At 66.1% G+C, this 12,437-nt stretch carries 10 protein-coding genes; 8 read left to right on the plus strand and 2 right to left on the minus strand.

The window, feature by feature from the left end:
* The first annotated feature begins 97 nt into the window (after nt 1-97).
* The 4 genes from DELCS14_RS14830 to DELCS14_RS14845 all read left to right on the plus strand — a co-directional run bounded on the left by DELCS14_RS14830 (nt 98) and on the right by DELCS14_RS14845 (nt 5,015).
* Nucleotides 98-580 (plus strand): type VI secretion system tube protein Hcp, encoded by a 483-nt coding sequence (locus tag DELCS14_RS14830; protein ID WP_013802370.1) that lies wholly within the window; start codon nt 98-100, stop codon nt 578-580.
* An 814-nt stretch (nt 581-1,394) separates the two neighbouring features.
* Nucleotides 1,395-2,132, plus strand: coding sequence for a GntR family transcriptional regulator (locus DELCS14_RS14835; RefSeq protein ID WP_013802371.1), 738 nt, complete (start codon nt 1,395-1,397; stop codon nt 2,130-2,132).
* A 223-nt stretch (nt 2,133-2,355) separates the two neighbouring features.
* Complete coding sequence (fliD, locus tag DELCS14_RS14840; protein WP_013802372.1) at nt 2,356-3,186, plus strand: flagellar filament capping protein FliD; 831 nt, start codon at nt 2,356-2,358, stop codon at nt 3,184-3,186.
* A gap of 41 nt (nt 3,187-3,227) precedes the next feature.
* The gene (locus tag DELCS14_RS14845) at nt 3,228-5,015 is read left to right on the plus strand and encodes a methyl-accepting chemotaxis protein (protein WP_013802373.1); all 1,788 of its coding nucleotides are present in this window, start codon (nt 3,228-3,230) and stop codon (nt 5,013-5,015) included.
* Between the two features lie 46 nt (nt 5,016-5,061).
* Here the strand turns inward: DELCS14_RS14845 and DELCS14_RS14850 are convergent, their stop codons facing one another.
* On the minus strand, nt 5,062-5,469 hold the full coding sequence (locus tag DELCS14_RS14850) for a hypothetical protein (protein ID WP_013802374.1): 408 nt from the start codon (nt 5,467-5,469) through the stop codon (nt 5,062-5,064).
* A gap of 106 nt (nt 5,470-5,575) precedes the next feature.
* On the minus strand, nt 5,576-5,965 hold the full coding sequence (locus tag DELCS14_RS14855; protein WP_013802375.1) for a hypothetical protein: 390 nt from the start codon (nt 5,963-5,965) through the stop codon (nt 5,576-5,578).
* Between the two features lie 217 nt (nt 5,966-6,182).
* On the opposite strand from DELCS14_RS14855, the gene DELCS14_RS14860 reads away from it, so the two are divergent.
* Genes DELCS14_RS14860 through DELCS14_RS14875 form a run of 4 tightly spaced genes read left to right on the plus strand, consistent with a single transcriptional unit; the run spans nt 6,183 to nt 12,394 of the window.
* Nucleotides 6,183-9,722 (plus strand): response regulator, encoded by a 3,540-nt coding sequence (locus tag DELCS14_RS14860; RefSeq protein WP_013802376.1) that lies wholly within the window; start codon nt 6,183-6,185, stop codon nt 9,720-9,722.
* Between the two features lie 39 nt (nt 9,723-9,761).
* Complete coding sequence (locus tag DELCS14_RS14865; protein ID WP_012205655.1) at nt 9,762-10,601, plus strand: CheR family methyltransferase; 840 nt, start codon at nt 9,762-9,764, stop codon at nt 10,599-10,601.
* Nucleotides 10,601-11,215 (plus strand): chemotaxis protein CheB, encoded by a 615-nt coding sequence (locus DELCS14_RS14870; RefSeq protein WP_013802377.1) that lies wholly within the window; start codon nt 10,601-10,603, stop codon nt 11,213-11,215. The genes DELCS14_RS14865 and DELCS14_RS14870 overlap by 1 nt, the downstream gene beginning before the upstream one ends.
* A 48-nt stretch (nt 11,216-11,263) precedes the next feature.
* Entirely contained in the window at nt 11,264-12,394 is a 1,131-nt protein-coding gene (locus tag DELCS14_RS14875) for a hybrid sensor histidine kinase/response regulator (RefSeq protein WP_043796145.1), read from the plus strand.
* Nucleotides 12,395-12,437 lie beyond the last annotated feature (43 nt).

The raw sequence follows: 12,437 nt of genomic DNA on the forward strand, positions 1-12,437 counted from the left end.
AGAGTGGTTTCCCCTTTGTTCGCGTGTGAACTATCCGATGCAATCAGGCTATTGGGTTGCATGCGAACGTTTAATCCATTAGTTCGAGAGGTGTGCAATGTCCGTTGATATGTTCATGAAGGTCGAGGGCGCCAGTGGCGAGTCCCAGGATTCCAACCACAAGGGCTGGACCGACATCGACTCCTTCACCTGGGGTGCTACCCAGCCCAACACCATGTCCAGCGGCGGTGGTGCCGGCGCCGGCAAGGTGAGCTTCCATGACCTGAACGTCATCGCCAAGGTGGACAAGTGCTACCCCGCCGTGCTCAAGCACTGCGCCACGGGCAAGCACCTGGGCCAGGTCGACATCTCGCTGTGCAAGGCCGGCGGCTCGCAGATCGAGTTCACCAAGATCACCCTGACCGACGTCATGGTGACGAACGTGACCGTCAGCGGCGCCAACTCCTCTGACACCGTGACCGTGAACTACTCGTTCCAGGCTGCCAAGGTCAAGACCCAGTACTGGGAACAGACCAACCAGGGCGGCAAGGGCGCCGAGAGCCAGATGGGCTTCAACATCAAGGAAAACCGCGAAGCCTGAGCTTCCTCCCGCAGCTGTGCTGCTGCGGCAACCCGCGTCGGACTCGTCTGGCGCGGGTGTTGCCGTGGACGTGCGGGAATATGGCCTCCATCTATCGATGGAGGCTTTTCAGTATGGAAAGCCGAAATCAGGCTGTTGGGGGAATATCGGAGAGACGTGCCTTGAGGCCGCGTGGGTAACCGCGTGCCTGGCTGTTTTTTGTGTCATTTTTTTGACGTGGGCCAGCTTTCCATTCCTGTCAAAAGCTGAATGTCAGTAGGCTTGTCAATCTTTGACAAACACGAAAACCCATGGCCGCGGGCATGGGGAATCGACTTGCTCGCTGCACTATCGATGTGCAGAAAATTTCTGATAAAAATGGATTGCCGTGGATATGCGCAGGATTACCGCGCGTGGGTTCCTGTGTCTATTGATCAGGCACATTGAATGCCTGGTGCCGGGGCCTGCGAACCGTTGTGGTGCGTTTGGCCCGTACTGCGGCGAGTGGCGGAGCATACACGAACATCGGACGTTGTCGAGAATATTTTTGCCGGTCCAATTATTAAAACGCAATTCGTTTCTTTAATAAATTCCACTGCCAACTTGTGTACAAGAAAGAGTACTAAATGCGTGAATGGACCATTGCCCATTGCCGGCGTGCAAACCCGTCAGAGAGATTGCAGCAGCAATCGGCGTATACCCTGTCACCGCCCGCAAATCTGCCCGGTGCCGAAGGCATGGCCTCGCTCTTTTCCGCTGCCTTGAGCCGGGTCCTGGCTGGCCTTGGCTGTCGCCAACGGCAGGGGCGGTGTTCTCCAACCGGCATGGCAGTCGCATGAGCATCGCGGTTGCCTCCCCGCCCGTGTGCGAGACGCGCCAGGGGCCTGCAAGCAGCGCGCACTCGCTGGCCGCGCAGATCTACGCTTGCCTGAAGAACGACATCTTCGACTTCCGCCTGCTGCCCGGCGACCGCTTCAGCGAGGGCGAAATCGCCACGCGCATGCAGGTCAGCCGCACGCCCGTGCGCCAGGCGCTGTTCTGGTTGCAGCGCGATGGCTATGTCGATGTGCATTTCAAGAGCGGGTGGCAGATCAAGGCCTTCGACTTCAAGTACTTCGAGGATCTCTATGAGGTGCGAACCCTGATGGAGACCAGCGCCGTGGCCAGCCTGGTGGGCGAGTCGCTGAAGTCATTGCAGCCGCTGCGCGAGGTCTGGTGCGTGCCCGAGGAGCAGCGCGAGACCGACCCCGCCGTGGTGGCCTCGCTGGACGAGGCCTTCCATACCGGCCTGGTGGCCGCGACCGGCAACCAGGAGATGGCGCGCATCCACCTGGACATCACCGAGCGCATCCGCATCATCCGGCGCCTGGATGTCATCAAGCTGCCGCGGGTCTCGGCAACCTATGACGACCATGCCGCCATCCTCGCGGCCATCGAGGCTGGCGATGCGGCGCGGGCCCAGTCCTGCCTGAGGGAGCACATCGCCGACAGCCGGGCCGAGGTCAAGCGCATCACGTTCTACATGCTGCAAACGGCGCGCGAGCGCTATGGCGCCCTGACGCAGATGGCCTGAGGGCCGCAATGTGTTGCTGGAGGGCCTCTTCGGAGGCCCTTTTTCATGGCCGGGCCGCTGCGGGAAGGCGGCGGACATCCGTTCCGGCGCAGCAAAGCCTTCAAGTCGTGGGCAAGGGGCCTGCTTTTCCCCGCATCGCTGCGTCGGCGCCCCGGTAGTCTTCCTGCCAAACCGTGGACGGGCCTCGCGCCCGCGCCATCTGCCAACTCACAGGGAAGAGAACATGAGCATCAGAACCGACAACCTGAACGTGCAAAGCCTGCTGGCCCGCGCTCAATCCAAGCTCAACAGCAGCACGACGCAGGCGGCTTCGGATTCGGCCGGCAAGAAGAGCGCTGCGGAGACCAGCGCCACCAAGACGGACAGCACCAAGACGGAGACCACCGAAGCGGAGAAGGTGCGCAAGCTGGCGCCGTCGCTGACCAAGGCGCACGAGCGCATTGCGGCCCAGGCCCAGGCGGGATCGACCTCGCTGTCGGCGTTGGGGCAGTTCAAGTCATCCCTGGTGGACTTGGCCTCGGCGGGCAAGGATGTGGCCGCGCTCTCGGCCACCAGCACCACCCAGTCGGTGCAAGGCGCGCTGGAAAAGCTGGTGGCGCGCTATAACTCCAGCGTTGCCAAGGGCAGCGTGAGCGCGGCGGCCGGTTCTTCCACCGATGTGGGTGCCACCCGCGCCCTGCGCGAGCTGCGCTCGGCCATCATGAGTGTCACGGGCAGCGCGACCGCGCCCAGCCTGGGCAAGCTCGGCATCGTCCAGCGCCAGGACGGCACGCTGGCGGTGGATGCCAAGGCCCTGGAAAAGTCCATGGCCGCCGATGCCGCAGGCGTGACCTCGGCCCTGGCCGGCATTGGCAAGGCGGTGGAGAGCAGCGCCAACTCTGCGCTGTCCACGGGCAGCCGCCTCAGCTCGTCCATGGCCAGTCTGGGTGACCGGGTCAAGACGCTGCAGCAGCAGCAAAGTGCGGTGGTTGCCACGGCCGAGAAGCTGGGCGACTCCCTGGTCGGTTCGGCCAACTGGAACCGCATGGTGCTGGACGCCTACCTCAAGAACTGATTTCAGCACCATCCCCGCCCTGCATCCTGCTCCCGGAAAACATGAAAAACCTGCGCATCGGCCTCCGTCTCGGAGGCGGCTTCACCATTCTCTTGCTGATCATGCTGTTGATCAGTGTCACCAGCATCGTCAGCATGGGGCACATGGCCCGCTCGACCACGGAAATCACCGAGGTGGCCCTGGCCAAGGAGCGGATGATCAGCGACTGGTTCCGCAACATTCACTCGGGCTCGCGCCGGACCACGGCCATCGCCAAGAGCAGCGATCCTTCGCTGGCCACCTTCTTTGCCGAAGACGCGGCCGAGTCCTCGCGCCAGTCGGGCAAGCTGCAGGACCGCATCGAGCCGCTGCTGCAGACGCAGGAAGAAAAGGACATCTGGGTCGAGATCAAGAAGGCGCGCGCCGGCTACCTGGCGGGTCGCGACGTGGTGACCAAGGCCAAGGCCGAAGGCCGTGCAGAAGATGCCGAGCGCCTGTTCACCCAGGAGTACCAGCCCGCCACGCAGCGCTATATAGAGATCGTGCAGCGCCTGCTGGACATGCAGCGCGCCGCCATAGACAGCTCCGCCGGTGAAGTGCAGGTGCGCTTTTCTGCCAGCCGCGCCACCATCATCGCCGTGGTGTCCCTGGCCGTGGTGCTGGGCGCGCTGGCCGCGTGGTGGATCACGCGCGGCATCACCGTGCCGCTGGCCGAAGCCCTGCGCGTGGCGCGCACCGTGGCCAACAACGACCTGACCAGCCGCATCACCGTTGATTCGCGCGACGAAACCGGCCAGTTGCTGCAGGCGCTGCGCCAGATGAACGACAACCTGGCCCAGGTCGTGGGGCAGGTGCGCTCGGGTGCGGACAGCATCGCCACGGCTTCGGGCGAGATCGATGCGGGCAACCAGGACCTTTCCTCGCGCACCGAGCAGCAGGCCAGCTCGCTGGAGCAGACGGCTGCCGCCATGGAGGAGCTGACCAGCACGGTCAAGCAGAACGCCGAGAACGCGCGCCAGGCCAATCAGCTGGCCGCTTCGGCATCGCAGACTGCGGTGCAGGGCGGCAAGGTGGTGGCGGGCGTGGTGGACACCATGGGCGGCATCAGCGAGTCCAGCCGCAAGATTGCCGACATCATCGGCGTCATCGACTCCATTGCCTTCCAGACCAACATCCTGGCGCTGAACGCTGCCGTGGAAGCGGCACGTGCCGGTGAGCAGGGCCGTGGCTTTGCCGTGGTGGCGGGCGAGGTGCGTGCGCTGGCCCAGCGCAGCGCCTCGGCGGCCAAGGACATCAAGGACCTGATTGCAGACTCCGTGTCCAAGGTGGACGCGGGCACGCGCCAAGTGGCCGAGGCCGGTCGCACCATGGACGGCATCGTGCAAAGCGTGCAGCAGGTCAGCGACCTGGTGGCCGAGATCACGGCCGCCAGCCAGGAGCAAAGCAGCGGCATCAACCAGGTGCACCAGGCGATTTCGCAGATGGACACGGTGACCCAGCAGAATGCCGCGCTGGTCGAGGAGGCAGCAGCTGCGACCGGCTCGCTCAAATCCCAGGTGAATCAGCTGGCGGCCGCTGTGAGTGTGTTCCGCATCGACGGCGTGGCGCCGGCCCGTGCAGGGACAGGAGCAGCTTCGTCTTCAGTACCTGCCGCGCGGGCGCCTTCTGCGGCAGCGCCCATGCGTCCTGCGGCCCGACCGCTGGCCGCGTCCGCCCCTGCTGCTGGCACTGCACCCGCTGCTGCCGCGCGCAGCGCATCTGCTGCCCCAGCGCCTGCCGCAAAGCTGCCTGCCGCCAGGCAGACCGTGGCGGCCAAGGGCAATGACGACGGGGACTGGACTTCGTTCTGAGTCCGTCCGGCTCCGGTTGAGTTCTGCCGGGTTTAGCCGAGTTCAGCTACTTGGGGGCGCCCAGTTGGTACTTGGAGCCCTCGCCCTGGCCATCGGAAATGGCGGCGGCCTGGCCAGCGGCCGGGTTCACGCCGCCGGCATCTTCCTTGTTCGTGGCTCCTGCGCCGCTTGCGGGCTCCGATGCCTTGGCGGGCAGGGGCGCGGCTGGCGGCAAGGGCTCGTGCGGATCACCCTTGGCATGGGGCATGACCTGCTCGGCCATGATCACGGGCTGGCCCAGCAGGGGCTTGTCCGGCGGGGGCTGGTTGAAGCGCGGCACTTCGGCCATGGGAAATCCCGCGCGCGTCGACGAGGTCTCGCCCGAGCAGGCGGCCAGCGTCAGCAAAGAGGTTGCGGCGACGCCCAGGGCCAGCCGTCTGGCGAGTGTCGTGGCCTGCACAAATTCATGGGGCATGGTTGTTCTCCGATGTCGATCTTCCGGCCGACATGCTCCCATGTGTCCAGGACTGGTGGCGTAGGTCCATGCCGGATTCCCGGTGACAGGCCACCGCAATCCTTGCTCAGGGCTGGCTGCCGCTGGCCTTCCACGATCCATCGGACTGCTTGCAGAACCAGAAGCGCCAGTTTTCCGAGGTCTTTTTCAGGCGCACGTCGGCCGACAGCAGGCGGCAGCTTCCGGCCGAGCCGGTCTGCACGGTCTGCTGCGGCTGCAAGGCCATCGTCACGCGCTGGTTGGTACGGTTCGGGCGGCTGGTCCATTCGGTCACGGAGCCGTCGGCGGCCTCGTTGAGCACCTTGGCCACGGCGGCCTTTGCGTCGGGCAGGTCCCTGGCGGGAATGCGTGCGGCGATGGTGTCGTTGAGGAAGATCAACGCTGCGGCATTGGCACTGGTGGACACCAGCGAGGCGGCGGCGGCCAGCGATGCGACGGTGAGGGCAAAGGTTTTCATGCAATGGTTCCTGGAGTGTGGGCCGACGACCGCAGCGGGATGTCGGAAGGAAGGTATCGGGCCATGTTAACGGCTGCCGTGGTGGCGCCGTGCGTCGCGCACCGCTGAAACCAGCGCGGACTGCGGCCGAGTGTGGTCGAGTGCTGCCGAGGGCCGCGCAAAACCGTTACAGTCCCTGGCGGATTCCTTCGTCCATTTCCGCCAGAAATTCCACTGCATGCCACGATCTTCCAGCCACCAGACCACCCAGCGCTTTGCCATTCCATGGACGCTTGTTGCAGGCTTTGGTGCAGCGGCCCTGGCCACCCTGGTCATCGCCTTCGTCAATTTCCGGGCGTCCGAGGCGCGGGGCCAGGCCGTGAATGCCATGGACCGCACCACGCTGGCCATGCGCCAGCTCAGCCAGCTCAACGCCTCGCTCAAGGATGCCGAAACCGGGCAGCGGGGCTTTCTGCTGACGGGTGACCAGGCCTATCTGCAGCCCTACCAGCAGGCGCGCGATGTGCTGCAAAAGCAGCTGGAGGCGCTCAAGGCGCGCACGTCCAGCGACTCCGTCCAGCACCGGCTGCTGGACCAGATCGAGGACATCTCGACGCAGAAGCTGCGCGAGCTGCAGGAAACCATAGACCTGCGCAAGGCCGGCGACCTGGACGCCGCCATGGCCCTGGTGCGCCTGGACGTGGGCAAGAACGCCATGGACCGGCTGCGCGAGCTGATCGATGATCTCTACACCCGCCAGACCCGTGAGCTGGAGCAGCGCCGCCAGCTGTGGGTGGAGGCCTCCACCACCTCGACGTACTACTCCTGGGGCGGCTCCCTCATCTTGCTGGGCCTGATCCTGGCATCGGCCGCGCTGACGGTGCGCGAGTACCGCGTCAAGGCGCGCCAGTCGTGGGTGACGTCCGGTCTGTCCGGCCTGGGCCAGCAGTTGCAGGGCGACCGCCGGCTGGAAGACCTGGGCCAGAAAGCACTGGAATACCTGGCCACCTACCTGCGCGCCGAGGTGGGCGCCGGCTATGTGGTGGACTGCGCCGACGGCGGTCTGCGCCTGTTCGGCGGCTATGCCTTGCCGCGCGAGCGCCTGCAGCACAAGCTGCTGCCCGGCGAGGGCCTGGCGGGCCAGGCGGTCACCTCGCGCAAGCTGCTGCATGTCAGGGACGTGCCTGCGCAGCACCTGCCGATTTCCTCGGGCACCGGCCAGTCCAGCCCGTTGCAGCTGATGGTGGCGCCCGCCATGGAGAACGGCGAAGTGTTCGCCGTCATCGAACTGGGCTTTCTGCGCGGGGTGAGCGAGGCAGAGCGCAGCCTGCTGGAGCGGGCGTCCGAAATGCTGGCCGTGGCCATCCGCTCGGGCCTGGACCGTTCGCGCCTTGAGACCTTGCTGGAAGAAACGCGCCGCCAGTCGGAAGAGCTGCAGGCCCAGCAGGAAGAGCTGCGCGTGAGCAACGAGGAGCTGGAGCAGCAAAGCCGCATCCTGCAGGAGTCGCAGACGCAGATGGAGCACCAGCAAAGCGAGCTGGAGCAGACCAATGCCCATCTGGAGGAGCAGACCCAGCAGCTGGAGTACCAGCGCGAGCAACTGCTGCGCGCCCAGGGTGCGCTGACCGACAAGGCGCACGAGCTGGAGCTGGCCAGCCAGTACAAGAGCGAGTTCCTGGCCAACATGAGCCACGAGCTGCGCACGCCGCTGAACTCCACGCTGATCCTCGCCAAGCTGCTGGCCGACAACAAGCCCGGCAACCTGCAGGCCGATCAGGTCAAGTACGCACAGACCATTCATGCGGCGGGCAGCGACCTGCTGGCGCTGATCAACGATATCCTGGACCTGTCCAAGATCGAGGCCGGCCAGGTCAGCGTCCTGGTGGAGCCCATGACCATCGCCACCGCCTTGCAGGCGCTGATGGAGCCGCTGCGCCCCATCGCCCGCGAAAAAGGCCTGGAGCTGACATGGACGGTGGACCCCGGCGTGCCGGCCTCCATGCAGACCGACCCCATGCGGCTGGCCCAGGTGCTCAAGAACCTGCTGTCCAACGCGCTCAAGTTCACGGCCAAGGGCTCGGTCGAACTGCAGGTGTCCCGCGTGCCCGGGGGCATGCTGGCGTTTGCCGTGCGCGATACCGGCATCGGCATTGCCGAGCAGCAGCAGCAATTCATCTTCGATGCCTTCCGCCAGGCGGACGGCAGCACGCATCGCAAGTTCGGCGGAACGGGCCTGGGCCTGTCGATCTCACGTGACCTTGCCGGGCTGCTGGGCGGCACGCTGACCGTCTCCAGCACGCCGGGGCAGGGCAGCGTGTTCACGCTGACCGTGCCTGTGATCCTGGAGCTGGTGGAGCCTGGCCAGGCCTTGGCTGCCGCGCCGCTGCCCCGCCCGGCGCGGGAATCGCTGGCGAATGCGCAGACACAGACGCAGGTGCCGGTGTCATCGCCCGCGTCCGTGCCCGCCGTCGCCTCGGCCCATGTCGCGCCGGCTGCGCCCGCGTTCGCGCCGGCCATGTCGCCAGCCATGTCTGCGCCGATGCTGTCGCCTACCTCGTCCGCGGCGAATGCCCTGCGAAAGAGCGGGCAGAGCGGGCGCCGCATCCTCGTCATCGAGGACGATCTGCGCTTTGCCGACATTCTTTCCGAGCTCGCGCGCGAGATGGATTTCGAATGCGATGTGGCCAACACCGCGTCCGACGGCCTGGCCATGGCGGCAAGCAACCAGCCCAACGCCATCGTGCTGGACATCAACCTGCCCGATTTCTCGGGCCTGGGCGTGCTGGATCAGCTCAAGCGCAACCCCGTCACGCGCCACATTCCCGTGCACGTGGTCTCGGTGGCCGACTATTCGCAGGAGGCCATGGGACGCGGCGCCGTGGGCTACGCGCTCAAGCCCGTCAAGCGCGAGGAACTGGTCCATGCCCTGAAGCGGCTGGAGGCCAAGTTCACCCAGGACCTGCGCCGCGTGCTGGTGGTGGAGGACGACGAGCGCCAGCGCGAGAGCGTGCGCCACCTGCTCAGCCGCAGCGATGTGGACATCGTCTGCGCGGGCACGGCGGCGGCGGCGCTGGAGCATCTGCGCGGCGCCACCTTCGACTGCATGGTGATGGACCTGAACCTGCCCGACATCAGCGGCTACGAGCTGCTGCAGCGCATGACGGACCAGGACGATGTTTCCTTCCCGCCTGTCATCGTCTATACGGGCCGCGCGCTCTCGCGCGATGAAGAGCAGCAGCTGCGGCGCTTTTCCAAGTCCATCATCATCAAGGACGCGCGCTCACCCGAGCGCCTGCTCGACGAGGTCACGCTGTTCCTGCACCAGGTGGAGTCCGAGCTGTCGGCCGAGCACCGCCAGATGCTGCAGGTGGCGCGCAGCCGCGAGTCGGCGCTGGAAGGGCGCACGGTGCTGGTGGTGGAGGACGATGTGCGCAATGTGTTCGCGCTGTCCAGCATTCTGGAGCCCACGGGCATCCGCGTGGAGATCGCGCGCAACGGGCGCGAGGCGCTGGAAACCCTGGAAGCGCGGGGCACGGCGCAGGCCGGCATCGACCTGGTCCTGATGGACATCATGATGCCCGAGATGGACGGCTACACCGCCATGCGCGAGATCCGCAACCGCCCGCAATGGCGCCGCCTGCCCATCATCGCCCTGACCGCCAAGGCCATGAAGGACGACCAGGAGAAATGCCTGGCCGCCGGTGCCAACGACTACATCGCAAAGCCGCTGGACGTGGAGAAGCTGCTGTCGCTGGTGCGGGTGTGGATGCCCAAGTAGCAAGGAGGACGCGATGCCGCAGCTGAATAGGAGGACGCGATGCCTCAGCTGAAAAAAGCCCGCACCGCCGACATCGAGCAGCGCCTGCTGATCGATGCCATCTACCACCGCTACCACTACGACTTCCGGGGCTACGCCCAGGCCTCGCTCAAGCGGCGCCTGCAGTCGGCCCTGGTGCAGTTCGACTGCAAGACGCTGTCGCAGCTGCAGGACCGTGTGCTGCACGATACAAGCGTGTTCCCGGCCCTGCTCGAGTACCTCACGGTCCAGGTCAGCGACATGTTCCGCGACCCGACCTACTTCCGCTCGCTGCGCACCGAGGTCGTGCCGCTGCTGCGCACCTATCCCTCGCTCAAGGTCTGGGTGGCCGGCTGCAGCGCGGGCGAAGAGGTGTATTCGCTGGCCATCCTGCTGCATGAAGAGGGCCTGCTGGACCGCACCCTGATCTACGCCACCGACATCAATCCCCATGCGCTGAAGGCGGCCGAGCAGGGCGTGTTCGACATGGCGCGCGTGGCGGCCTTCACCGACAACCATGCGCGCTCGGGCGGGCACAGCTCGCTGTCGCACTACTACACGGCGCGCTATGGCCGTGTGGTCTTCGACAAGGGGCTGCGCGAGCACATGGTGTTCTCCGACCACAGCCTGGCCACCGACAGCGTGTTCGCCGAGATGCACCTGGTGTCCTGCCGCAACGTGCTCATCTATTTCGAGCGCGAGCTGCAGGACCGGGCGCTGGGCCTGTTCCGCGATGCGCTGTGCCATCGCGGGTTCCTGGGCCTGGGCTCCAAGGAGTCGCTGCGGTTTTCAGGGCATTCGGAGGCCTTCGAGGACTTCGTGCTCGAAGACCGCATCTACCGCAAGAGGGCCGGGCTGTGATGCCCGCGACCACGAACACACCCGCCTCGGACGCCGCCACAGCCTACGAGGCCATCGTGATCGGCGGCTCGGCCGGCGCGCTTGATGCGCTGTCCGTGGTGCTGCCCACGCTGCCCGCCAGCCTGCGCGCTTCGGTGCTGGTGGTACTGCACCTGCCGCGCGACCGGCGCAGCCTGCTGGGCCAGCTTTTCGGGCCGCGCTGCGCCCTGCCGGTGCGCGAGGTGCAGGACCAGCAATGGCTGGAGCCGGGCTGCCTGTACTTTGCGCCGGCCGACTACCACCTGCTGGTGGACAGCGGGCCCAGGCTGGCGCTGTCGCTGGATGCGCCCTGGCATTTTTCGCGGCCCTCGATCGATGTGCTGTTTGAGTCGGCTGCCGACTGCTATGGCGAGCGCCTGCTGGCCGTGCTGCTGTCGGGCGCCAACGAGGATGGCGCCCAGGGCATGGCCAGCGTGCACGCGGCCGGCGGCCTGGCGGTGGTGCAGTCGCCAGACAGTGCCGCAATGCAGACCATGCCGCGGGCGGCCCTGGCCCGCGTGCCACAGGCCCGGGTGCTGGCGCCGCAGGGCATTGCCGCGCTCATCGCATCGCTGCACGGCCAGGGGAGGCTTTGAATGTCCATTCAGCGCGCTCCCACCAGACAAAATACCGAGAGAGAATCCATGTCCCAAACAGATCGCGTCAAATGCCTGATCGTCGATGACATTGCCGAGAATCTGATCGCCATCGAAGCGCTGCTGCAGCGCGACGGCATCGAGTTCCTCAAGGCGCATTCCGGCCCCGAGGCGCTGGAGCTTTTGCTCGACCATGGCGATGTGGCGCTGGCCCTGCTGGACGTGCAGATGCCCGAGATGAACGGCTTCGAGCTGGCCGAGCTGATACGCGGCAGCGAGCGCACGCGCCACATCCCGCTCATCTTCATGACGGCCGGCTCGCGCGAGCACAATTGGCAGTTCCGCGGTTATGAAAGCGGCGCCGTGGACTTTCTGTACAAGCCCATCGACCCGCACATGCTGACCACCAAGGCCAACGTGTTCTTCGAGCTTCACCAGCGCAAGCAGGCGCTGGCCCAGCAGCTGCAGGAGCGCACCGAGGCGCTGCGCATCAACGAGATGTTCATGGCCGTGCTCAGCCACGACCTGCGCACGCCGCTGCAGTCCATCAAGGCGGCGGCCACCGTGCTCACGCGCCAGCCCGATCCCGGCAAGGTGGCCAACATGGCCGAGCGCATGCTCAGCAGCAGCCAGCGCATGTCGCGCATGATCGAGGATCTGCTGGACGTGACCCGCATCCGCCAGGCAGAAGGCCTGCCGCTGTCGCCCCAGTCGGCCAGCCTGCAGACGCTGCTGCAGCGCACGCTGCAGGAGGTGGAGACGGGCTTCCCGGAGCGGCGCCTGGAAAGCGAGATGCTGGGCAATCTGGAAGGCATCTGGGATGGCGAGCGCCTGTGCCAGGTGCTGACCAACCTGCTGGGCAATGCCATGCACCACGGAGATCCCGCGCAGCCGGTGCAGGTGACGGCCGATGGCCGCCAGGACGATCGCGTGTCCATCACGGTGCGCAACGGCGGCACCATTCCCGCGGAACTGCTGCCCACGCTGTTCAACCCGTTTCGCGGTGGTGAACGCCGGCCCGGCCAGCACCAGGGACTGGGCCTGGGGCTGTTCATTGCGCACCAGATCGTGCGTTCGCACGGCGGGCGCATCGATGTGCGCTCCGCCGACGGAGTGACCAGCTTCAGGGTGGAATTGCCGCGCGAGGCGGCGGTGGGAGGCTCCAAGGCCGTGCTGTGACGGCGGGAGCCGGGGGCGCCGGGGCGCGCGAAAGCGCGAACGC

This window comes from Delftia sp. Cs1-4, from assembly GCF_000214395.1.
Taxonomy (GTDB): domain Bacteria; phylum Pseudomonadota; class Gammaproteobacteria; order Burkholderiales; family Burkholderiaceae_C; genus Comamonas; species Comamonas acidovorans.